This is a genomic window from Lelliottia sp. GFLA7, from assembly GCF_056490165.1.
In genome coordinates this window covers 24,659-48,482 of sequence record NZ_JBWLAQ010000006.1, presented here as the reverse complement: position 1 = coordinate 48,482, position 23,824 = coordinate 24,659, and the positions used below count along the sequence as shown (strand labels likewise).

At 45.6% G+C, this 23,824-nt stretch carries 21 protein-coding genes; 11 read left to right on the top strand and 10 right to left on the bottom strand.

Features of this window, described 5'->3' with window-relative positions; genetic code table 11:
* The first annotated feature begins 84 nt into the window (after nucleotides 1-84).
* The 4 genes from AC07RN_RS16095 to AC07RN_RS16080 all read left to right on the top strand — a co-directional run bounded on the left by AC07RN_RS16095 (nucleotide 85) and on the right by AC07RN_RS16080 (nucleotide 6,215).
* Nucleotides 85-282 carry a helix-turn-helix transcriptional regulator gene (locus AC07RN_RS16095; RefSeq protein ID WP_001095670.1) on the top strand — a complete coding sequence of 66 codons (198 nt, stop codon included), beginning with the start codon at nucleotides 85-87 and terminating at the stop codon, nucleotides 280-282.
* Between the two features lies 1 nt (nucleotide 283).
* Nucleotides 284-742 carry a hypothetical protein gene (locus AC07RN_RS16090; protein ID WP_478336814.1) on the top strand — a complete coding sequence of 153 codons (459 nt, stop codon included), beginning with the start codon at nucleotides 284-286 and terminating at the stop codon, nucleotides 740-742.
* Between the two features lie 95 nt (nucleotides 743-837).
* Nucleotides 838-4,830 (top strand): YobI family P-loop NTPase, encoded by a 3,993-nt coding sequence (locus AC07RN_RS16085; protein WP_478336813.1) that lies wholly within the window; start codon nucleotides 838-840, stop codon nucleotides 4,828-4,830.
* Between the two features lie 335 nt (nucleotides 4,831-5,165).
* Complete coding sequence (locus AC07RN_RS16080; RefSeq protein WP_478336812.1) at nucleotides 5,166-6,215, top strand: hypothetical protein; 1,050 nt, start codon at nucleotides 5,166-5,168, stop codon at nucleotides 6,213-6,215.
* 688 nt (nucleotides 6,216-6,903) lie between these two features.
* On the opposite strand, the gene AC07RN_RS16075 is transcribed toward AC07RN_RS16080, so the two are convergent.
* Complete coding sequence (locus AC07RN_RS16075) at nucleotides 6,904-7,605, bottom strand: hypothetical protein (RefSeq protein WP_478336811.1); 702 nt, start codon at nucleotides 7,603-7,605, stop codon at nucleotides 6,904-6,906.
* A 500-nt stretch (nucleotides 7,606-8,105) separates the two neighbouring features.
* Between AC07RN_RS16075 and AC07RN_RS16070 the strand changes: the two genes are divergently transcribed.
* From AC07RN_RS16070 to AC07RN_RS16060, 3 genes are all read left to right on the top strand, one after another.
* On the top strand, nucleotides 8,106-8,699 hold the full coding sequence (locus tag AC07RN_RS16070) for a hypothetical protein (protein ID WP_478336810.1): 594 nt from the start codon (nucleotides 8,106-8,108) through the stop codon (nucleotides 8,697-8,699).
* 223 nt (nucleotides 8,700-8,922) lie between these two features.
* Nucleotides 8,923-9,354, top strand: a complete 432-nt coding sequence (locus AC07RN_RS16065; protein ID WP_478336809.1) for a 4-fold beta flower protein — start codon at nucleotides 8,923-8,925, stop codon at nucleotides 9,352-9,354.
* A 200-nt stretch (nucleotides 9,355-9,554) separates the two neighbouring features.
* On the top strand, nucleotides 9,555-9,854 hold the full coding sequence (locus tag AC07RN_RS16060) for a hypothetical protein (protein ID WP_478336808.1): 300 nt from the start codon (nucleotides 9,555-9,557) through the stop codon (nucleotides 9,852-9,854).
* 257 nt (nucleotides 9,855-10,111) lie between these two features.
* Here the strand turns inward: AC07RN_RS16060 and AC07RN_RS16055 are convergent, their stop codons facing one another.
* From AC07RN_RS16055 to AC07RN_RS16045, 3 genes are all read right to left on the bottom strand, one after another.
* Nucleotides 10,112-10,615 carry a GrpB family protein gene (locus tag AC07RN_RS16055; RefSeq protein ID WP_279063554.1) on the bottom strand — a complete coding sequence of 168 codons (504 nt, stop codon included), beginning with the start codon at nucleotides 10,613-10,615 and terminating at the stop codon, nucleotides 10,112-10,114.
* 31 nt (nucleotides 10,616-10,646) lie between these two features.
* On the bottom strand, nucleotides 10,647-11,015 hold the full coding sequence (locus tag AC07RN_RS16050) for a nuclear transport factor 2 family protein (protein WP_279063557.1): 369 nt from the start codon (nucleotides 11,013-11,015) through the stop codon (nucleotides 10,647-10,649).
* A 186-nt stretch (nucleotides 11,016-11,201) separates the two neighbouring features.
* Nucleotides 11,202-12,119 carry a LysR family transcriptional regulator gene (locus tag AC07RN_RS16045; RefSeq protein ID WP_174343215.1) on the bottom strand — a complete coding sequence of 306 codons (918 nt, stop codon included), beginning with the start codon at nucleotides 12,117-12,119 and terminating at the stop codon, nucleotides 11,202-11,204.
* 103 nt (nucleotides 12,120-12,222) lie between these two features.
* On the opposite strand from AC07RN_RS16045, the gene AC07RN_RS16040 reads away from it, so the two are divergent.
* Nucleotides 12,223-13,431 (top strand): MFS transporter, encoded by a 1,209-nt coding sequence (locus AC07RN_RS16040; protein ID WP_235135820.1) that lies wholly within the window; start codon nucleotides 12,223-12,225, stop codon nucleotides 13,429-13,431.
* Between the two features lie 48 nt (nucleotides 13,432-13,479).
* Here the strand turns inward: AC07RN_RS16040 and AC07RN_RS16035 are convergent, their stop codons facing one another.
* Nucleotides 13,480-14,082, bottom strand: coding sequence for a site-specific integrase (locus AC07RN_RS16035; protein WP_235135821.1), 603 nt, complete (start codon nucleotides 14,080-14,082; stop codon nucleotides 13,480-13,482).
* Nucleotides 14,083-14,405: 323 nt separating this feature from the next.
* On the opposite strand from AC07RN_RS16035, the gene AC07RN_RS16030 reads away from it, so the two are divergent.
* Complete coding sequence (locus tag AC07RN_RS16030; RefSeq protein WP_159281640.1) at nucleotides 14,406-15,425, top strand: helix-turn-helix domain-containing protein; 1,020 nt, start codon at nucleotides 14,406-14,408, stop codon at nucleotides 15,423-15,425.
* On the opposite strand, the gene AC07RN_RS16025 is transcribed toward AC07RN_RS16030, so the two are convergent.
* A complete protein-coding gene (locus AC07RN_RS16025; protein ID WP_310503050.1) occupies nucleotides 15,385-16,437 on the bottom strand; it encodes an alpha/beta hydrolase family protein in 1,053 nt (350 codons plus the stop codon). The two genes, AC07RN_RS16030 and AC07RN_RS16025, sit on opposite strands and share 41 nt — an antisense overlap.
* Before the next feature lie 525 nt (nucleotides 16,438-16,962).
* On the opposite strand from AC07RN_RS16025, the gene AC07RN_RS16020 reads away from it, so the two are divergent.
* Nucleotides 16,963-17,844 (top strand): hypothetical protein, encoded by an 882-nt coding sequence (locus AC07RN_RS16020; RefSeq protein ID WP_478336807.1) that lies wholly within the window; start codon nucleotides 16,963-16,965, stop codon nucleotides 17,842-17,844.
* A 363-nt stretch (nucleotides 17,845-18,207) separates the two neighbouring features.
* Here AC07RN_RS16020 and AC07RN_RS16015 read toward each other — a convergent pair whose 3' ends face one another.
* The 3 genes from AC07RN_RS16015 to pth form a co-directional block, all read right to left on the bottom strand.
* Entirely contained in the window at nucleotides 18,208-19,383 is a 1,176-nt protein-coding gene (locus AC07RN_RS16015) for a tyrosine-type recombinase/integrase (protein ID WP_478336806.1), read from the bottom strand.
* 213 nt (nucleotides 19,384-19,596) lie between these two features.
* Nucleotides 19,597-20,688 (bottom strand): redox-regulated ATPase YchF, encoded by a 1,092-nt coding sequence (ychF, locus tag AC07RN_RS16010; RefSeq protein ID WP_235133462.1) that lies wholly within the window; start codon nucleotides 20,686-20,688, stop codon nucleotides 19,597-19,599.
* A 126-nt stretch (nucleotides 20,689-20,814) separates the two neighbouring features.
* On the bottom strand, nucleotides 20,815-21,399 hold the full coding sequence (gene pth, locus AC07RN_RS16005; protein ID WP_186752941.1) for an aminoacyl-tRNA hydrolase: 585 nt from the start codon (nucleotides 21,397-21,399) through the stop codon (nucleotides 20,815-20,817).
* A gap of 271 nt (nucleotides 21,400-21,670) precedes the next feature.
* Between pth and ychH the strand changes: the two genes are divergently transcribed.
* Nucleotides 21,671-21,946: a stress-induced protein YchH gene (gene ychH, locus AC07RN_RS16000; protein ID WP_012017726.1), complete on the top strand. Its 276-nt coding sequence runs from the start codon at nucleotides 21,671-21,673 to the stop codon at nucleotides 21,944-21,946.
* Between the two features lie 81 nt (nucleotides 21,947-22,027).
* Here the strand turns inward: ychH and dauA are convergent, their stop codons facing one another.
* Nucleotides 22,028-23,710, bottom strand: coding sequence for a C4-dicarboxylic acid transporter DauA (gene dauA / locus AC07RN_RS15995; RefSeq protein WP_478336805.1), 1,683 nt, complete (start codon nucleotides 23,708-23,710; stop codon nucleotides 22,028-22,030).
* Nucleotides 23,711-23,824: the final 114 nt, after the last annotated feature.

Here is a 23,824-nt window from a genome sequence, read left to right as displayed (position 1 = left end):
ACGAAGGCATCGTTGAGTGAATCCTTGCGTTTTTTGGTGGTTGTAAATAACCCCGCTCCTGAAACAGCTCAAAGGAGCACAAGCATGAACACCAACCGTATTTTGCGTAAAAAAGAGGTACTTCATCTCACGGGGATCTCGTCAGCGACGTTGTACCGACTCATCTCGAAAGGATTCTTTCCTTTGTCAAAGAGGCTAACGGGCGACAATGGCCGGGCGGTAGGTTGGCTGGAGAGTGATATCAATAACTGGGTTAACAGCCGTATGCAGGCGGGAGAGTAAAATGAAAGAGATAAAATCGAACACCAGTGCTGCGAACAAAAAGTTAATTCCCTGGTTTAAAACCATGGGGAAACAAATTGGTTTATCACAATCTCAGATAGCTGCTGTGTTAAAGGAGCAGCGGATCCGGATACATGTGCTTAACGGTGCATCTGCTTACTGGGTTTCCATTGCCCTCACGCAGGATTTTGGAGAGAGCGATGGCCTGTGGAATGCCTACGGTAAACTGGCACTTATTCTTGAACGATGCAAATACATTCCATGCGGGAGCAGGGCGTGTGCATATTGTACTGCCGCTCAGCAATTGCATTATCAGGGGGTGGATATCGGCGGGAAGCGTAGTTTATATCAGGTGCCTGCAGTGTGTTTAGATTTTTTAAACCCAAACGACCCTAATTCTTCCTATTACTGGGATGCAAAAAATTTAGTCGAAAGGCATGGGGATGGCATGCTGAAGTAATCGGTAGATAGCCATTTCTGCATGGTGAAAAACTAACATATTACCCTGCCACTGCATTTTGCTGGCAGGGTAATCAATACAGCCTGGAATATTAAATGAACGAATCTTATTACTTCAGAACATCAGACCCGGATTACATTCGCCACGCACCCTCGACGCTTGAGATTTTAAGTAAAGCATTCCCCACTATTATTACGCAGCAAGAAAGTGAGCATGAATTGCAGCGTCTTATTCATTTACTAAATAAACTGAAAGGCAGCAATCGCGGCTATGACGTCATTGCTCAAAAACTCAGGCAGTGCAGAAACGAATCTCCATGCAACAGTCTTATATGCCCGCATTGCCAGCGGGAACGCATTCTGGCGCAACTGGCGATGTTGCCTGTCCTGCCGGGGAATTCAGCAGAATACGTGGGAGTGGTCCTGTTTTTCAACAAGGATACGCAAACTCCGCCGCCATGGAAGAACACCGATGCGCTCAGGGCACAAATCGGTCGTTATAAGCAGAGGATAAGCCGGGTACTTAACCGCCTCGGGTATGCCGGTCCGGCCAAAGGCACCTTTAGTATGATGCGCCATATGCCTGATGGCCCCGAAGCGCGTATTTTCTGGGTTCCACAATTATTTATGCTCCTGCCAAATGACAGTAGCTTGATTAAGGGGCTAAAAGCGCATATGTCGCGAAGTGGTGGGGTCTTCATTGATGCATCGACGTTTAACACACCAGTGATCGTGCTCAGGTATCGGGCCTTACTTAAAGTCATTGTGCCCATCGCGGTTGCAGCATTTATCATCTATTTCAAAACAATTGCAGAGTTTCTGAGCCTTCCGCCGTCCTGGACCGAGGTGTTTAATGCGCACTATATTATAAAAGGCATTATATTAGTTTTACTGGCCTTTACGGCACTGTACTTTATAACTGCCAGCGCATCTCGAATCGGTATTTTTGATAAGAAACTTAAGCTGAGCAAGATCGCCCTTTTAAGCGGGGATGTTGAGGCAAGCGAACAAGAGACGCCATCCTTATTGAATAACTGCCTTGACGAGATCGTGTATTTTTTTACCAGGCTGGAATATAAGGTGGTTATCTTTGAAGATCTTGACAGGCTAGGAACGCCTGAGATTTTCGTTAAGCTGCGTGAAATTAACAAAATAGTTAATAATAATATTGTTGATGGCAATCCGGTCAGGTTTGTTTATGCGGTAAGAGACGACTTATTCTTGGGCCCTGATGCCAGAACTAAATTCTTTGATTTCATTCTTCCCGTCATTCCATTTATGGACAGCAGAAACGCGTTTACCTTATTAAAGAGGAAAATGTCGCTCGACACGCATAACGATAAATATTTGAAAGATATTTCGGCATATATAAATGATATGCGCAGCCTGCAGAATTTGGTCAATGAGTACCATGTATTCAGCAATATCGTTGATAACGGCAAAGATAAAATCAAACTGTTATCGCTGGTGTTTTATAAAAATATCTATGCTTTAGACTATTTTCTTACCGATAAGAAAACTGGAGTTTTATATTCATTTATTCGCGACTATCGCACCCGCAAACTTCACCGTAATCATTTCGATTCTCTGGAAACAAAACTGGATCTTTTACAGGCTGAAATAGAACATCTTACTCATGAGCCTATGTATGACCATAGGGGGATCAGAGAGAATATAGTTTGTAGATATATTCCGCAAGTACTTTGGAATAAGATTTTTTTTGCGTTTCACACTAACCATGGTAACTTTAATAATCTTTCAGCTAAATTTCTAATTGAAGATGAAAATGGTTTTTTGGATTTTGTATCGCGCGATGATAATATCTTCATTGGTTATTCAAATTACCATGTAAATGAATTCTCAGTCTTCGATAAATCAATAAGGGATCAGTTAAAAGAAGAATACCTGAAACGAAAAGCAAAAATAAGCAAAGATAAAAACTCGGCTTTAAGTAAACTGCAAGTAAAAATAAAGAAACTTAAAGAGTCAATAAAATTAAAAAATGCCCTTTCGCTGCGAGAGCTTACGCTAATCATCGGGCGTGAAAAATTTGCAGAGATTGCGCAGGGGTATCTTGAGGCGATGGAGGGTCATGACTTCGTCTCTGAGCAGCAGCTCCATGCTTTGTGTGCCGATATGCGCAATGGCGGCTTAGACGCCTTGTATCTGCTGCTGTCCGATGGTCTGGTGATGCAGGACTTCATGGCCTACCGCTCTATTTTCCATGAAGGATCGATGACCGTAAATGATAACGACTTTCTGAAAGCCGTCGGTCAGGATCTGAGCTGCGCCACCTCAAACGGTGAATATTTTATTGATGACGAGAACAGAGTCATCAGCGAACTGGTTGAACATAACCGTATTTATGCCGATGGCGCGCTTCATCATCAACTGGTGACTCATCTGATTGATAACGCGGACGAACATCTGGCGGGCATGTTCGCTTCGCTATTCAGCCAGTCTGATGAACATATCCTTGCTGTTTTCTCTGAGCTTTATACACGATTTGGCAAACCTGAAACCTTCGATAAGTTAATCGTTACCGCGCTCCAAAAAAATGGTTATCTTGACAGAATGGTTGCCATTCTCGCGGGCCAGCTGGGTGAAAAATTCACCAACGATATTGCTATCAGCGTGATAGCCTGCGTATCGTCAGAACATGCGCTAGATAAACTGCAATACCGCCAGCTTATTCACTCGCTGGGGTGCCGCATCATCTCTCAGCTCACCGAAGAAAATCAGGAAGCGTTCATGCGTCATGTACAACAGGCGGATGCATGCTATGACGAGCTGTTCGAACCAATAACGCCAACGGAGCGATATTGCCTGCAGTTTATTGCGCAAAACAGCCTTTATCAGTTAACTCGACACAATGTTGGCATTGCCATTTCATGTCTTATTGACAACATAACGCCTGAAGAGGCGGAAAGGAAACCCTGGACGCTCGCCTATGAGCATAAACTCAGCACGGTTTCTGATTACTTCAGTCAAAACATCGATATATTCGTCAGGGATGTGTTTATCTCCTCCTCAGAGGATGCCGACTGTATCCGCTACGTTCTGACTCGCACCTCCCTAAGCGACGATTCTAAAGGTGATATTGTCAGAAACATGATCTTCTCGTTTGACGACCTGTCCGGGATATCGGCTAAAGCGGAATTTACCGAAGACCAGCTAACGATTTCCTATCACGACCTGTTTTACCGTTATGACCGCATCGCACCGGGATGGGGGGCGCTGATAGACTATATCTGCCAAGACTGTGACATGGAGATACTGACGACTTATGTGACAAAGCACGCGCCTGTATTGGGGCAGTCATCCCCGGAAGTTTATGATGGCGACCGCTATAACCTGCTGTATATGAAAATTATCTGCAACGATGACCTGGATGAATGGACTTATCAAAATCTTGTTTCACCGCTTGAGATTAACATGCGGGAAATTGATGCGCGGCTCAGCGCGCGTAATTTCTGCACCTTGATAGCCATGCTGAAACTGCGCCTTGATTCAGATGTGTATGAAAAAATTGCGGCTCAATACGCGGATCTGGATGAGAAAATCAGCGATGCCTTCGTCTATTGGTTCAGCGAGTATAAAAGCGAATTTTTGTCGCAGCCCGAGTTCTATCTAAGAAAAGAAAAAGACGCGCGCTTTTTTACAGTCATGCTCACAAAAGTCATGGCCTACTCGCGTTTTACTGTGCAAGAGAGAGCGGATCTGGTGTCGCTATTTATTGATTATTTCATTGCGTCTGATATAGCCGATCCTAATTTCCCTAATGATGTCCTCCTGCAGGTGTTTAACAGCACCAGTAATGAAGAATTCAAAGTCATGCTGTTTACGCGATTTATTGTAACAGGCCTGAATAAACATCAGCTGGCAGGGCTTTGTCATCAGCTGGGCGAAGATGAATTGAGGAATGTATTCATCAATCGAACCCAGGCGACAATTGCTGTTGCAAACAGGGAACGCGTGATATCAATTCTTGAGCATCTGCAGGCAGTACGCATCATCAGAAGTTTCCAGGAGCGTGAGGGTGGAAAAATCTCCGTTTTTATCGAACCCGATCTGGAGGATGACGATTAGCGATTTAGCTTTTTCAGGCTGGGGCCGGCAGGTCTCTGCTTGTCTTTGTTAATCTATTAACGACTCTATACATGTTAGATTCTTTCAGCAATATGTTGCTGAACAGTTCGCTCCTGGCACGAAGCAGACGAGTTAACTGAACTGAATGTCCACTGTGAGCGAGGAGCGGACTTAACAGGTCTACAGGTTTAACATTTGCCATGTGAAGTTGAACATGTCCTTGCTATGATGTTTACCATTATCTAAAGATCAATGCTGCGGTAAACATAGTAAGAAGCTAGATATAACTAAAGAATAGAGAATCTTTACCAAAACCTTGTCAAGGAGAGCGAGTCATGGATTCAGTAACGACAATATGCCCCATCATGAATGAGTTAAAAGCGAAGTGGGAGAAGGTACTGGTTTCTCGTTATGGAACTTCATTTATGCCAGTAATAGACGTTGCAATCATGGCTCTTGAGGAAATTACCTATAACTTCTATAGCCTTGGACTTAACGATGACCATTTTGATTCAGAGATACTGTCTGGTGATGAAGCGAAATACCACCATCGAATGTCAGAAATCTTGGTATCAGATCGATTGTTACGAGATGGTTTTGAATTATCAAGCGCAGAAAAAGGCCCCGATTTTAAAGCCGTAAAAGATGATAATACCATTTGGTTTGAGGTTATAACACCAACACCTGACACAGACCTATCAACTAGATTAGCAGATATAAATACAAGGTTACATCCAACACCTGAAAATAGTGCAAGTATAAATTCCCAGTTATTGTTGAAGATGACTGGCGCTGTCAAAGAGAAATATGAAAAGATAGAAGGTTATATACGTGACGGGATCATAAACCATAATGACAGAGTGATCATCGTCGTGAACGATTCACTACTATCTCCGCTGGATGTGTATATGGTTGGGGTTAACTATGAAATTGTTAAGGGAAATAGCGGATTACCATTGGTTGTTGAAGCACTCTTGGGGGTTGGCAATAGTTTGTGGATGGGGCCGGATGAAAAGGGTAATTATCAAATTGTCAGATCAGAGAGGAATACAATTTTAAATCATAATAACGCACCAATATCCACAAATTATTTCCTCAATGATCACTATAAGGACCTGACTGGGGTGTTTATTTTAACTCTCCGCGAAGATTATGGTATAAGTCGAGTTATCTATAACGACACTGAAAATAAGGGAGTGTTATTAATAAATGAAAACAGTCTTAGGCCATTATCTAAACAATTAATTTCTGCTAGATTCTGTGATCACGAAACCATTAAAAAACTGATGTCACCGTCGTCGGAAACACCTGTCAGGAATATAATAACCAAAACCTTAACAGGCTATTACTTCGACATGATGGCGAAGCTGAGAAACATGAAGTGACAGATAATAATTTCAACGCATAGGTTCAATGTCTAATGCACACATAGGTTTTGATTTTGAACTTAAAACCCAATTATTTTTTGGAAAACACTGTATTTTTTGATACAGAATCATGAAGCTATGGTGAAAGGCGATAGTATCAAATGATATCTTATATTTATTTAAAGTTGTGCTGACCAAAAATTTATTGAGTGTAAACCTAATCCCTAGGCAATAGGCAATAGGCAATAATATATCAAGTGCTTGCCATCTGCTGAATATCGAAAAACAATGTCTGTACTCAAAGGTAAAAGGCAGAATTCAGATGAGGTATTGGATTACAATTATGTTAATAAATTTAAACACAGCATCCCCACTGATGTGGAGTTATGGGATAACGATAAAATAATTACGTATGCTGAGCGAAATTACTAGCCAACATAAAACAACTGTGATATTAGTGGAAATCTTAGGAGTGTGGGAGGATTTTGAAGCGAGTCTAGGATGAAAGATGCATATTTAACTCAACGAAGACAGAAACATCAAAAATATTATACTTGATGTATTGAACATAGAGAACCCTATTAATGTTTTTACAGTAAAGATAAATTTTTGAAAATTTCAGCACTAAAATCAGACTTTACCATAAACGTTAAAGATAGTACTGCCTTTAAAAATTAAATTATTTGCATGATGCCTCATTGTTATTTTAGTTACTGCCTTGTTTACTGAATGATTTTTTTAGCTTCAGCATTTCCCTTTTATCTTCGATTGTCCAACTCATCATGACATCCTGTTGTTTCTTGAACTCAGAAATATGAGTCCAGAAATCTCGATGGTGTGTTTTATTAGGAGACTTAACGATATCTTCTACAATTCTGTAAACATGATTAACAGCAGCTTTGTATCGAATATAATCTAGAGCATTAAGGTTCGTTATCTTAATGCTAAAATCTGGAGTTTCTTTTGTGTTGGCCGCATTAAGAGTCCTGACCCATTGACCATGCGCAATTTTATTTCTTATTAAACTTGGCTCTGCTATATAACTATCTATCAGTCTATTTATTTTTTTGATTAAATTAGGTTTGTAATTTGAATGTGAAGCATCAATTCTTTTCACAGCAAGTAAAATGCACTTTTTCCAGGAATCCACAACCGATCGTTGTGATTTTATTTGCTGGATTTCAATTGATTTGAATTGACAGGGGGTATGAATCAATTTAGAAAACTGCGCTTCACAATAAGCGCAAAAAAGAAGGCCGAGAAAGCGAGTGTTCAGTTTAAGTGCTTCAGAATCATTCGTAACTAAAGCATGATTGATAGCAAGATTCACTTGCTTCCAAGATTTTTCTAACTCGCGGACATTTGCCGTTTGTGCTGAAAAAATAGATGCAACTTCGAGATCTGTCATTGAAATACCTTGTGGTCTAGGAAAAAAACACTATCAAAATGTTTTTTTCCTAGACCGGAATCGAACCGGCACCTCATTTGCTAATTAAAGCAAATGCGCTCTAACCATATTAAGCTATAGGACTTTCTAAGTTTCTCTCAAAAGCAGACTTAATGTCAATAGCTTATATATGAATTTTGTGAGGTCGCTTATTTTGCTTTTAAGATAGGGCAAATGATGGACCGGCTCACAGTTTCCTAACGCATTAAGCAGTTAGCAACGTCCGCTCCTGGCACGGAGCGGACCAGCTAACTAAGCTGAAGGTCCGCTGTGAGCGAAGAGCAGACGTCAGCAGTTGTTCTCACCACTATTGCAGAATTACTTAAATCGCGTGAGTTAACCAACGGGGGCAAGTACATTTCACTTCAATTCCGCCATCAAGTTTGTGTTGCCGTAGCCTTCCTCGTAACATAAATTCACAGAAGAACATTCCAGTTAATTTTTCTTAAAAAGGATTTAAAATGTCCCCAGCAGTCATGACCCTTTCAGATCTGAGTTATCAATTAGGCATTATCGGATTGATCGAATATCAGGAACGTCTTGAAATATACAGATGGCTTAAAGACAACAGCAACAGTGTTGCTGACCCACGTCACGCTCCCGGGGAAGATTATGCATCTTCTGAAAAAGAGAGAATGGATCATGGGGATGACTGGGATGGAAGTAACAGAATGGAAGGTCCACAGTTAAGTCATACTGGTACAAGAGGAGGTCAAAAAATCGAAGATGAAGATGATTCGATGCATTTCCTAGCCTTTAACAAATGGCTCTTTACAGTTGGTGACAAAGACTGTTTCCCTTCAGTTCCTCACGCCCATTACCAACGAAAAACCACCCCGTGGCCAAAGTTAAATCCCTATACCGGAGTGGTATATAGCAGCATGAATGCTGAAGATGTTTCTTCCAGGCTCACCAAAAGAGAGATGAAATTACTGTGGAATGATTCTAAGTTTATTGAAGAGTGCAGGAAGCAGATTATTTGGTATAGTGCTTTTGCACCTCATTACTCTTTTCCTAATGCACGATTTGGCAGGCATATTCTTCCACGGTGGTGATTACATGAAAAGAAGCCATAAAGAGGAATAAGTATTATTCGTACTTACATTGCTAACCTGCTCCCGTAAACTAACGTACCATGATGCAAGCAACTCCGCTCCTGGCACGAAGCGGAAAAGTTACCTGAGCTGAAGGTCCTCTGCGAGCGAAAATCGGAAGTAAGTGTCCTCATAATTTTGGTAGAATATTCAAACTTTTTCTTTTTAAGAAACTTGAGAAGTTATGAAAAAATCACTCCTGCTAGTTATGTTTCTTTTCTCTGCTTATGTTACTGCGAGTAATGACCTAGATCTTTATGATAATCAAGGCAACGCCGTCGTTTATATTTCACTTGATGACGAGTTGACTTTATATAGTTGGGAGGGAGAGCCAAACGCCTACCTAAAACGTAACCAGAACAATGAGTTTGATGTTTATGGCTTCAATGGGAATCATTTAGGCTGGTTTACTAAAGGTATGTTGATTGATCACGATGGCTATGTGGCCTGTGCAGTAAAAGACATGGTTACCACACCTAATTTGCCATCACTAAAATCACTTAAGAGCCTCAAGCCTCTAAAATCGCTAACGGAACTTCCCCCTCTTTTCCCGTTGCTAAAAAATGCTTTTGGTCAGACAAATTGTTCTTTGTTAGTAGCTTCAGGCGTTGCATAAATCCACAACGGATGCATTTCTTGAATGGAATGCCCCTCCAGAGGATAAAATGCTTCCTGTCCGCTCCTGGCACGAAGCGGACGAACTAACTGAGCTGAAGGTCCGCTGTGAGCGAAGAGCGGAAGTTCTTTTACAAAGCGTGGTCTCAGATTACAGTGAGATCATTGATTGATAAGTGAGTCGAATCAGAAAAGTAGCCAATGAAACAAAAACTTCGCAAACGTAACCAAGCCTGGATATCAAGGCAATTGCAACGTGCACAAAACGAGGGAATGCCGTTAAGTTTTTTTATTAACCTTCCCTCAATACGCGCATCTGCGTGTAATGGTGAGCGTCTTAAGCGGCGTGGTCGTCTCAAGCCGGACTGGAATCGCGCATTGTTTCATCAGGGTTGGGGAGAAGTGCCGATTGTTGGGCCAAGAGGCTTAGTTTATTGGTTTGAAGGGTTTGATAAGGAACAATTACCTAGAGAATTGATGCCTCAGTGGGAAGATGCCTGACTGTATTGACTTTGATTTAATCGCTTTTAGTGTAACGCTTAATCCACGCTATAGACGGCGAGAAGCAAAAGTGTAGTTATTTATTAAATTTGGCCACCTGAATAGATATATGAGACGTCTGCTTTTGGCACGGAGCGGGCAAACCAGTTAGTTGAAGGTCTGCTCTGAGCGAACAGCAGACGTTGACTGATGACTACTCAGTGAATTCATTATTATTGAACATACCCTCCCGGCAACGAACTCAATCTCAATCGTTCTCAGACAGCTAGCGCTAGTTGTTGATGACGCTCTATAAATTTCGCTTTGAGGGCGCTATAGCGATGAGCATCATTACTGCTGAGTAATACAGCTGCGTGTTTTATCTCAGTATACTCTTCTGCAATGTCTTTGTTTCTTCGAAGATAATCACGGAAAGCAAGATGTCTCAATACCTGCATATCTCCGACTGCAAACGCATGGACTTGATGACTACGCTGATCACCACCTTTAATGAAATATCTGCGCCCCGCAATCCCGTTCTCACCGCGAGCAACATACCCGGCGTGGGCCATTGCTGAATGGTACTTATCCAGTTCATAGATGTCGGAAACTTCAAGTAGCATATCAATTACGGGCTTTGCTGAGAGACCAGGAACTGACGTGCTTCCAATATGATGGACATCCTTAGCCATTCCACCGAGCAATGTTTTTATCAGTAAACTTTCAGCTTCAAACATCTCCGGCCATCTATCATCGTATGGCACAACAATAATCTTCCGCATAAACACATTCTCTCTGTCCTAAGTGTGCAACTCAACCCTGAACCCCGGCATTGCCTAAGGCCGGCGTTCCCTGGTGAAAAAACAGAGTCCACTGGCCCTCATCCGAACAAATCCAGCAAGAGGAACGTAATGCATGATGGCTGCCATCAGCGTAAAACGTCCGATAGTGAAGCAGAGCGTAACCGCAGCCCATCTCCGTAAGACGGAAATCGCTGCTGAGAATATACGGTGCAGCCTTTTCACTTAGCAGCGACGCAATGGTCTCTGACCGGTCGACCGTCACACCTGACCGGGTGATTTCACGGAATTCAGGATGAAGAATCAGTTCCAGCCACTCCGGATCATTGCGCCTGTCGCCGTGAAGTCTGCACTCAAGCAATCTGAGCTTCTCCAGAAGCATTCTGCTTATCCTCAAGTGATTAAGCCGGACGTTCAAATTTACCATAACAGTTCATGCGCTACTTCCGCTTCTGGCACGGAGCGGACCAGCTAACTAAGCTGAAGGTCCGCTGTGAGTGAGCAGCGGAAGTTCTGCATTTAGAGATTATTGTAACACTGGGACTCTCTGTGGCTGTTTAATACATCCTTAGGTTGCTAAGGATATATTGCTCAAATTCTGCTGTATGTATTCAATAAGCGCTCGTGTTTTAGCAGGCAAATAACGCCTGTCTGAATAAAGTGCGAACAATTGAAGTGGGGCTGGCGGTTGTTCAAACTTAATCTCGATCAGCCGTCCATCGTCGATATAGGGTTGGCAGGCCTGTTTTGAAAGAATAGCGAAACCGACACCCGCTACCGCCGCGCGTCCTGCCATCTCTCCGCTGTTTACCCGGTAATGACCTTTAACCTTAATCGTCTCGAATCCCCCCTTTTTATTCACAAACTGCCAGGGAGCACCTTTAAGTGCGTTTACCGTGGTAATACAGGGTAATGTTTCAAATTGCTGTATACGAGAAGGGATGCCATAACGCTGAATCACGGAGGGGGCTGCAACGATGGTGCAAGGAATAGTTACCAGATGACGGGCTATGTAATCACTGTCATCCAGTTGGCCGCGGCTCACAATAATGGCTAAATCCAGATCGTCTCGCAGGGATTCAAGACCAGACAAATTTGTGACACAGCTAATTTCTAGATCCGGGTGCTGGCAGGCGAAATCGGCAATCACAGAACCTAGCAGTGCAGGACCTATTTCATTGGGAATACAGATACGTAGTGGCCCCTTGAGCTGCATCTGCCGCAACGTTAATTCTGTTTCAGTTTGTTCAAGCGCTTCCAGTAATGGCTTCGCCCGGGTATAGAGCAGGTGACCCGCCTGGGTGAGCTTCATATGTCGGGTGCTGCGCTCAATGAGCTGAAGATTCAGTCTGTCTTCTAACTGAGAAATACAACGACTCACGTTCGATGTCGGCATCTCAAGGACTTTAGATGCCCCAACAAAACTGTCTCTTTCAACCACCGCAATGAAAACTTTCAGGGTATTAAAATCAAGAGCTGGCCGCATCAGCTATCCCATAAATGATAATAATAAGTGCCTGTTTTACCATCTACTGAACAACATTGATAGCAGTTAAACTCAGATATCTTTCATCCTCAGGTCGCTTGCTATGTCACTGGTCACACCAACGTTTAATTATAAAGCCCTCATCCGGATAGCGGTTGTGATGGCGTTTATCCAGTTCACAAATGCACTGGAATATATGATGTTCAACCCTGTTTTTGCTTTTATGGCAGCAGACTTCGCCGTTCCCGTATCATTCTCAGGCTACGTATCCGGCATGTATACCTTCGGGGCGGTCCTGTCGGGAATTATCGCCTTTTACTGGATTGGTCGTTTTAATAAGAAACGTTTTTTAATCGCCAATATGGCACTACTCGGCCTACTGACACTTTTGACGACATTTACCTCCAGCTTTAGCCTTCTGCTTGCATTACGATTCTGCGCAGGACTGGTAGGAGGCACAACAATGGGGGTGGGCATTAGTATATTGATAAATCTCGCCCCGGCTAACTTGCGAGGAAAAATGTTGGCGACGGTCATTGCATCATTTTCGATGGTAAGTATTGTCGGAATGCCCACGATACTATTTTTGTGTGCTCATTACGGCTGGCATGTCGCATTGTGGTTAATCAGTACGCTGTGTTTGTTGGCATTGCCACTGATTGTTTCCATCATCCCTCAGGATCCAGTCTCTTTCGACACACCCCACGCACTGCCTCTCGACGTTAATACTTTACTGTTCGCTTCCAGTAATGCGCTGGTACAGTTTAGCCCGATGCTGGTCATTCCTGTTCTGGTACCATTAATGACCCAGCAACTGGGGGCCTCTCAATACCTGCTGCCATGGCTGTTTTTCGCCGGGGGCGTTGCAGGATACCTGTCAACAAAAATGACAGGCGCGTTAACTCCGCATTTTTCTGCTGTGAGCCTGGCTACAGGGTCAACTTTCATTTTTTTACTCGCTTTGCTAATACCTGTTATGGGCTATTCGTATCCGGCGCTATTTATTATTTTATTTCTCGGTGCATCTTACAGTCGTCTGGTTTCCTCCTCGGCGGTGAGCATTCAGTTTCCTGATGACAGGCAACGAGCGGGATTCTCTTCATTGCAGTCATCAATAATGTACCTGATCACAACGGTCGCATTTTTTCTGTCTGCTTTTCTATTACCTGGGCACGCCATAGCACCACAAAATATGAACACGTTGCTGGTGGTATGTGCAATATCCGCCTCAGGATTCCCCATTATCGTTATCATTCTGCAAAAGAAACTGGCTAAGCGTACGCTCCAACCGAATCATCTCATTAATGATTAGCATAACGTCCGCTCCTGGCACAGGGCTGCTGTTGCAGCCCTGACAACCTTAGACTTCAATCGATTCAGAGATCTCTAACGCATCATCGACTTCAATGCCCAGATAACGGACTGTGCTTTCCAGTTTCTTATGACCCAACAGAAGTTGGATCACCCGAAGATTCTTGGTTTTCTTGTAGATCAGGTAAGGTTTTGTTCTTCTCATGGAATGTGTGCTGTAAAGTGAATCTTCGAGACCAAGCTTTTCTATCCACCCATGAAAGATTCGATTGTATTGGCGGGTTGAAATGTGCTGGTTAGTTCCGACCCTAGACCGAAACAAGAAGTCTTTACTATGCAAATTGCCAAGCTTTATCAATGCAGCAACAGCTTCTCTTGTCCCTTTGGTTATCTCAAACTGCACAGGGCTACCGGTTTTCTGCTGCAACACCGTAGCTCTGCTTGAAACAGAGCTACCATATGCAACATCAGATACTTTGAGTTTGACCAGATCACAGCCTCGTAGCTTACTGTCCAAGGCCATATTGAACAGAGCTAAATCGCGCGTTTTACCTTCCATTTCAAGCCGGATTCGGATCCCCCAGATATGAGATATCTGAAGTGGTCTTTTTTGGCCTATGATACGGTCTTTGTTCCACGGTGACATGTTCATACCCAAATCTCCTGCAATGTGGGAGATTTGAGTATGGTTGTCCCTTATGAGCGAACAGCGGAAGTTAGCAATTGTTCTCACAACTGATTAAGGCATTACTAACATCACGATGTATTAATTAACGGGTTTAAGGTCATTCATACCTCATGAGTGAGGGGCAGACGGATCATCAAAGAATGAGAAGGGGTTAGAGATGAGATAAATCTTCCAGAGACAAATCGCGTCTTAATGGATTATTGTACTGTTTTTACTACGTTGAAGGAGACAGATTACCTTCATGTGTGTAAATATTCCTTGTAAATTTTTATGATGGTACTGTGGTTATGTTTTCTGTCCCCTTTCCTGTTATTACTTTGCTTGCGCTATTAGTTTTAATAGTAATGGTGCTATTCCCTGAAAAAAATCGCCACAGCGGTACACTGCGTTTTCTTATTGCCTGCACAGTCCTTCTTTCTGTAAGCACTCTGCGCTGGGAATACGAGTCCGCCATGCTTAGGAACATTCAATCCGTCTTGGCAATACTTCTGCCCCCTCTCGCATGGCACAGTTTCATCTCAATGACTGAAATCAGTAAGCAGCGTCGCTGGATATTGCTGCTATTACCCCCAACCATTGCCTTATTGCTCAGGATGGTTTGGCCGGCGGCGACTGATTTCATTCTATTTATCATTTTTACAGGATACGGATGTGGCCTCTTTCGTATTGCATGGCAGGGGGAGCGTAACTTCACACTGAATCGGCTGGCGGAGTCAACACATACGATAAAGATGGCTTTTTTCGCAGGCTGCTTTCTGTGTATATCTGCAATGACAGATCTTGCGGTTACATTTGACTTCAGCATCGCCGGTGGAAAACAGGCTCCGGGTATGATTGTCATTTTCCAAATGACACTGCTTCCTCTCATCGCCGCGGCTGTTGTCAGTGCGGGAAGGACAGCTGTATCAGGAAATGATAAGCGGGAAGAAACGTCCCCCGAGAGTATTGTGGTACCCGCGGGAGAGTTTGAGGTGATTTATAGTAGACTCGAGAAACACGTTCGTGAAACAAAAATCTATCTTAATCCCGACCTGACACTGAGTATTCTGGCCAGAAAAGCAGGTATACCAGCACGACAACTTTCAAGTGCAGTCAATTCGGTAAGTCAATGCAATGTATCACAGTGGATCAATGGCTTCAGGATTGAATGGGCAAAGGAACGGCTGTTAAACACCCCATTGCCTGTGACGGATATAATGTTGGAGTCTGGATTCACTACTAAATCAAATTTTAATCGTGAATTTCTGCGAGTTTCTGGCGTATCACCTACCTTGTTCCGACAGAAGATGCAGCGTAATCAAGCGTAGAATTCAGGAATGCACTGATCTTACGAACCAGATTTTGATGAATATTCGATCTCTTTGCATGGAGGCCATCTTGGCAAACAACATCGTCACCGGGTGATTCTTCGTTTAGGATATTTTCAGCGCCGGGTTTACAAAGCTGCATGAAACTGAAATGTGTCGCGCCTTCAACGATCTCATATTGCCTCCTGTTTGGATCCATTTCGGCAGCAAGGTATCCGGACTCCTGCTCTGCGGGTAATTCTGCCAATCTGTCCGCCTGTGCAGCTAAAATCAGGACGGGAATATTAATAGCATTCAGACTTTTAGGGGTAAAACCAGGTGCTAATCCTAGATCAAGAGAGACGACAGCCCGGATCCTTGCATCCCTGTTATTTGCGGATATTTTTTCCAGAGAAAGCGTTTCATTTATGCCAAGTTTTTCTGTTAACCGGCAGTCGCCCCGTTTGGGATGGTTTTGACAATCGTGGATAAACAGGGAGGGTTTAAATCGCGCACCCGCTAGCGACATTACCGTCCATCCCCCAAGAGAATGCCCTAAAGCAGCAATACGTCCCTTGTCCGTTGCCCCGAAAAGTGCGGGAGAATCTATGACGAAATCAATAACCCGAGAAATATCGTGCGGACGTCGCCACAACTTTTTAGCATCTATCGGATTCTGATCAAAAGTGGTAGTGCCTGGATGATCCGGGGCGGCAACAATATATCCCTCTGCAGCCATCGCCGCAGCAATCCAGGACAAATTCCGCCAGTTTCCGTTATATCCGTGTGAAATAACCAGGAGAGGATGTACTCCAGGTAATGGGGGTGCATCGGGGTTCACCGTAACGCCAACGAAAGCGGGATTACTTCCTATATTAACTGTTCTTCCCTCAGAAGAAACTGGATACCACACAGTCAAATTTAGAGTTTCGGAATTTGGGTCTGATAGCGTTATCTGACGAAAGCCTGGAGATGCCTGCACTTGTATGCAGTAAAGGAACACAGACAATAAACAAAAAGCTCGTATGCACATCATAAATAACCCTGTAGAGATGAATTGTGCAACTTGTATATATCAGGTTCCGTATCCGGGCGTCCTGGAACACGATTGAGGTCGTGAATTAGGTTTTTTTTCGGAATTTTTCATGTACATCTCTGACATCAGAGTGCCTGAGTATCACTCCTATTTCGAATGACATGTTTACATATGGTGGCGGTGATAATGTCCGCTCATGGCACACAACGGACGAGTTACCTGATCTAAAGGTCCGCTGAGAGCGAGGAGCAGCCATTCTTGTAAAAAGCATGACGTCACTCTGACATACCTATTAGATCAGTGGCAATTCGCTCCAACTGAACACCAGAATGGAAAACGGACAAAAACTTTACGCCTGGTTATGCTCCACTGCGAATAAACTGCTGAAGGATATGGAAGCAGAAAACACATCATGCAGAGAAGTGAGGAGGCGGCCACGACAAGGTGTTTTGACCCATCTTAATACTATGGCTCACGATTGGGCTCGCTTAAATTTGGTTGTATGGCTGAGAGGATATAAAAATGAAACTGTATCATTTTACAGGTGTGGCAATGCTGCACAGCATATTGACGTCGGAAGGAATAAACAAAGGCTATTTCCATCTGAGTGATGGAAAAATGCTTTACGGCCATAGCTGGTACACTTCCTACCCATTGCCCTATGGTCATGGCTTAGTAGACGGCACAGAAGCACTCACCGAAAGTGATAAAGACTTTTTGAGAAAAGCAGGCGGTCAGGATGCTCATGGCCCGGTCAGAGGCACTCATAACAAACGACTCATCCGGCTCACAGTAGACTCAGCCTGGCTCAAGCAGCAAGACACGTTTTACTCTTTTAAAAAACTTTTGCGCAAATATGAGCAGCCGTCAGTGTGGGCCACGATACTGGGCATTCAGGGTTGGGTTAAAACCGAGAACCTCTCTGACAGTGAACTGAAGCGATGGACAAAAAGCCCCAAGCTCAAGCATGACACATGGTATGTTCATACAGAAACACTGCCTATCGAGCGTATCCTTTCCGTTGAATTCATGGAAAAACCTGATGTATACGTACCCTACGACTTCGAGTTGCACGGACGTTTAGAGCTTGAAAAATCAGGTCTGTACTCCATTACTGCCGAGCAGTTTAAAGAGCTGAACGAAATTTCACAGGAAGATGATTTTACCGGCGGAGAAGTTCTGGTTATATGCCCTAAACCTGACGCTGAACCGACCATTGTTTTCAGAAAACGGAACAGTGCGCATGTTTTTGCTATTAGTGATGGCAGACTCATGGGGAGCCAGGGTACAACATTCATTCTGGAGTCCCTGAAAATAATATCAGACTGGGTTAAGCAAAACTCTGGTCAGTTAATGAATTTATGGAACAGGAGTCGGGAAAATCTAATGAGATACGATTCCTGATATTCCTCTCTGGCCTGTTCGCTGCTGGAAGTACAGGTTGCGGTATATTCTCAGTGATTGAGAATTGCCCAGGTAATGCCGGCATATTGTAACTGCGATACAGGCCAGACAACGATGCGACCGTTCTGTACAGTCGCTCTCTGTCTGATCTGATATACATATCCGTAATACGCTTTTATTGAAGCAGGGCGTTCAGTTCAGAATGCTCCGTAGCGTTCCAGTACCACCAGTTGCCCTGACCGTATTCCGCATCGTAATAGGCCGTCTTCTGCTGCCAGAAGGAGATCATTAAAGTCTGCTTTTGGCACAAAGTGGACCCTGAGGAATGAGTTTTATCTCGTGGTTCACTAAGTGCAGTAAGTTCTACTCGGATCCTGCTACCCATTTGTCCAACATATCAGCCCATTCCTGCATCATCACTTTACGCTCATCAAGATAAGTTGCATGGTTGTATGTGCGACGAACATTGTTGGTATCAGCGTGCGCAAGTTGGGCCTCAATAGCATCAGGTCGATAGCCCATTTCGTTTAAACGCGTACTTCCTGTAGTTCGGGTAGCATGGGGACTATAAATGCCACTCCATCCGAGGCTTTTAAGTAGCTGGCGCAGGGAGTGCGATGTCATTGGACCTAGCGGATTATCTCTGCCCGGGAAAAGGTGCTGCCGATGCCCGGTTAATCCCTTTAGTGTTCTGAGCATTTTGACAGCTTGGAAGGGTAGGGGAATAACGTGTTCTCTGCGGGCTTTCATTCGCTCTGCCGGAATGGTCCATAGGGCGTTATCAAGATCGAATTCTCTCCATTCTGCTTCGGTGGCTTCTGCAGGACGCGCCAATGTCCACCACATAAGCCACATGCAATAGTTAACCTGATAAGAGCCACGACTATTATCAAAACAGCTTAGTAACTTTCCGATTTGCTGAGGATTTAGTGCCTGTTTGTGCTGTGTCTTATTAGCCGGAAGGGCCTTGCGCACAGGCCATACGGGATCGCTATCAGCTCTAAGCGTCGCGACTGCCAACTCAAAAACTGATGAAATGGTGCGACGGGCTTCAGCGGCAACAGTCGGAGCGCCGCGCTTAGCCGTTTCCTGAAGAATTTTAAGTATATGGTGTGGAGTGATCTCTCTGACTGGGAGCTTACCGATTGCGGGAAAAACCACACGTTCAAGCATATCCAGTCGCCGCGTTTTGGTGATCTCGGCCCAGTCTTTCATCTGCAACCACTCTTTGGCGATCAGCTCAAAGGTGTTGGATGCGTCATTGACCTTGCGGATCTTATCTAATTGACGAGCCTGTGTCGGGCTAACTCCATCTGCGACTTGCTTACGCGCTTGCTCGCATTTCTCGCGAGCTTCGGCAAGTTTGACCGTCGGGTACTCACCCAGCGCGAACATGCTGGATTTGCCGTTGAGTTTAAACCGATAGCGCCATGCCTTTTTGCCGTTGGGTTTCACTTCGAGGTAGAGACCATTGAAGTCATTGAGTCGATAGAGTTTTTCTTTCGGCTTAGCAGTGCGGCATTGCGTATCAGTGAGCATAGCGAGTCCTTGTTTATTTCTTATACTGCTATTGTACTCACCTAAAATGAAGATGGAAACTGATTGTACTCATTCCTATACTCATTTTTGGCTGCGCTATTATGAGATGAGCTGAGACGTTATGAAAAGAAAAATCCACGCAACCGCGTGGATTTTATGAGGTTTTATATTTTTATGCGATTCACTGAGATCGCATGAGACGACAGAAACGAATTAGACGTTGAACAGGAAGTTCATCACATCGCCATCTTTCACGATGTAGTCTTTACCTTCAGCACGCATTTTGCCGGCTTCTTTCGCGCCTTGCTCACCCTTGTAGGCGATGAAGTCTTCAAACGCGATGGTTTGAGCGCGGATAAAACCTTTTTCGAAATCGGTATGGATCTTACCTGCGGCCTGCGGAGCGGTAGCGCCAACAGGAATCGTCCATGCGCGAACTTCTTTCACGCCAGCGGTGAAGTAGGTTTGCAGATTCAGCAGCTCGTAACCCGCGCGAATCACGCGGTTCAGACCTGGCTCTTCAATACCCAGCTCGGCCATGAACTCTTCGCGATCGGCGTCGTCCAGTTCAGCAATGTCAGACTCAACGGCAGCACACACCGCCACGACCACGGAACCTTCGCCAGCGGCGATTTCGCGCACTTTGTCGAGGTACGGGTTGTTTTCAAAACCGTCTTCGTTAACGTTCGCGATGTACATGGTTGGCTTGAGCGTCAGGAAGCTCAGGTATTTGATCGCCGCTTTGTCTTCTTCGGTCAGCGCCAGTGAACGCAGCATGCCCGCGTTTTCGAGCTGAGGCAGACATTTTTCCAGCGCAGCCAGTTCTGCTTTCGCGTCTTTATCGCCGCCTTTAGCACGTTTCTGCACGCGGTGAATCGCGCGCTCGCAGGTGTCCAGGTCAGACAGTGCCAGCTCGGTATTAATGACCTCGATATCGTCAGCCGGATCCACTTTATTATTCACATGGATGATGTTGTCGTTTTCGAAGCAACGAACCACGTGACCGATCGCTTCGGTTTCACGGATGTTGGTCAGGAACTGGTTGCCCAGGCCTTCGCCTTTGGAAGCCCCTTTAACCAGACCGGCGATATCCACGAATTCCATGGTTGTCGGCAGAATACGCTGCGGTTTTACGATTTCCGCGAGCTGGTCCAGACGTGGATCGGGCATCGGTACGACACCGGTGTTCGGTTCAATAGTACAGAACGGGAAGTTTGCTGCTTCGATGCCCGCTTTGGTGAGCGCGTTAAACAGGGTGGATTTGCCAACGTTTGGCAGGCCAACGATACCGCATTTAAATCCCATCTTTAAATCACCTTAATGTCTTGGTATTCAACCCGTTATCGTTAACAGATTGAAGAAAAGTAAATAACTTTGCCTATTATACACGTAACCTGTGTCACGCGCGGTAAAAAAGGCTGTACGTCGGGATTATTGCGCTTTGAAAGCGTGCAGGCGATTGGTCGCTTTGGTTAGGCCATCCTGCAACCAGATTTCCGTACAGCGCACCGCTTCGTCTACGGCTTCGTCGATGAGCTTCTGTTCTGAGCTCGGCGGTTTGCCTAGCACAAAACCCACAACTTTATTTTTATCGCCTGGATGACCAATTCCCACGCGTAAGCGATGAAAGTTCGGGTTATTGCCGAGTTTGCTGATGATGTCCTTCAGGCCATTATGCCCGCCGTGACCGCCGCCCAGTTTGAATTTCGCCACGCCTGGCGGTAAGTCGAGTTCATCGTGAGCGACCAGAATTTCATCCGGATTAATGCGATAAAATGTCGCCATCGCGGCCACTGCTTTGCCGCTTAAATTCATGAACGTGGTTGGAACCAGCAAACGCACATCAGCACCCGCCAGGTTGATGCGCGAGGTATAGCCAAAGAATTTCGGCTCCTCACGTAGGGGGGCACGCAACCGCTCAGCCAGTAAATCAACATACCAGGCACCGGCGTTATGGCGGGTTGCCGCGTATTCCGCACCGGGGTTGGCAAGGCCGACAATCAATTTAATCGTCACGTTTCAATTCCTAAAGGTTCCAGATTTGGCGCGTAGTTTACTGTTTGCCGCGCCGATTGACAAAATTCTGCGAAAGGAAGGGGAATTTGCGAATAATGACGCACGTGAACCATTAGAATTTCATGTTGTTCAGGTGCTTATTTGTAAATTTTTGTTGTGACGAGAGTCATTAATGTGATCATTCACGCAACTCATGAAAGGGGTGTTGTCTATACTTTACACACAAGGATTAGGGACATTTTCCCTGCAACCCAGGCTGCGGAGGTGATATATGAAACGCAAAAACGCTTCACGACTCGGTAATGTGCTGATGGGATTGGGCCTGTTCGTGATGGTAGCCGGTGTGGGTTATTCAATTTTAAACCAGTTGCCTCAGATTGACCTGCCGCAGTATTTCGCCCATGGTGCGATTCTTAGCATCTTCGTTGGGGCGGTTCTATGGCTTGCGGGCGCACGTGTGAGCGGACATGAACAGGTCAGCGACAGATACTGGTGGGTGCGTCATTATGATAAACGCTGCCGCCGCGACCAGCACAAGCACAGCTAACGCGCTATGTGAATGTAAAAACGGCTCCTGAGAGAGCCGTTTTTTATGCCTGAAGAATGAGATAAATGCTTGTCAGCGGTATCAGGACAGATCCGCTAATGCCGCCTCGCGGTTGGGATAAAATGCCAGCCGTCCAGGAATCGGTTGCACAGCAGCGCGCGCCATCGTGCGCAACGGCTGGAATTCCAGATTACTGACGCGCAGCTCGCAGCCTTCCGGTAGACGTTCGACAAAGCGCTGGAAGGCATCCAGACCACCCGCATCGAGTACCGGAACCGCATCCCACTTCAACACCACAATACGTTTACCTTGAATCCGGGATTCCAGTTCGCTAAACAGACCTTCTGCCGCGGCAAAAAACAATGGGCCAATGACGCGCAGAACCAGTACATCCTCAGGGACTTCAACATTCACTGGGGCCAGACGCGTCATCTGCGCAATGCGTCGCATAAACAGCAGCGACGCCAGCACGATCCCAACGCTAATGGCGATCACCATGTCAAAAAGCACCGTAAGCGACATACAGATGAGCATCACAATAATGTCGTCTTTTGGCGCACGGCGCAGCAGATGAACCACTTTATGCGCTTCGCTCATGTTCCACGCGACCATCAACAGCAGGGCAGCCATCGCGGACAGCGGAAGCCAGGACAATAACGGGGCCAGGGCCAGCAGGGCGAGGATCACCAAAAGCGCGTGAATAATGGCGGAAACCGGTGAGGTTGCCCCTGCGCGCACGTTAGCGGCTGAGCGCGCAATCGCGGCCGTCGCGGTAATACCGCCAAAGAACGGGGCGATAATGTTGCCTAATCCCTGCCCAACCAGTTCGCCATTGGCATTGTGCTTGGTTCCGGTCATGCCATCGAGGACAACGGCGCAGAGGAGCGATTCTATCGCACCCAACATCGCCATGGAGAACGCGGCGGGAAGCAGCGCGCGTAGCGAATCCCAGCTCAACGTGAAGCTGGAACCCGGCAGATCCCAGGGCAGCACCAGCTGCGGCAGAAGCTGAGGGATGCCGCTACCCTGAGAACCATCCGCCAGAATATAGTGGAACTGCGAGCCGATGGTGGCAACGTGTCCACCCAACACATTGACCGCCCCCATGACTGCGCAACCCAATAACAGCGCGGGCAAATGACCCGGCAGACGAATGCCCAGTCGCGGCCAAAGAATTAACGTACCCAGCGTGACAATGCCAATCGCCGCATCACCCAGATTTGCCGTGGGGAGCGCCATAACCAACGCCCCGACTTTTTGCAGATAGTGTTCTGGAACATGCGCGAGTTGCAAACCCAGGAAATCCTTAATCTGCATGGTCCCGATGGTAATGCCGATCCCGGAGGTAAACCCCAGCGTCACCGAAAGCGGAATGTACTCAATCAGTCTGCCAAAACGTGCCAGCCCAAACAGGATCAAAAAAACGCCGGACATTAGCGTGGCAACCAGTAAACCACCCAGCCCAAACTGCTGTGAGACGGGATAGAGAATCACCACGAAGGCGGCGGTCGGGCCAGATACGCTGAAGCGCGACCCGCCGCTGAGGGCAATCACAATACCGGCAACTGCTGATGTATAAAGCCCGTACTGCGGGGCAACGCCGCTGGCAATAGCCAGTGCCATCGCCAGGGGAATGGCGATGATCCCAACCGTGATACCGGCAATCAGATCGCGGACGAATCGCGATGAGGTGTATTTCTCTTTCCAGCAGGCGTCGATGAGGGCGCGAAAGGGCAGAACATGTGAGGGGGCAATATTTTTCACAATTATCTTTCATCCGTGAGCGCATCATCTGTCATGTGAATGGCAGGTGAAGTTGGCATTGATCATACAAATGAATGTTACAGACAAAAAAACCCGCCGCAGCGGGTTTTTGCG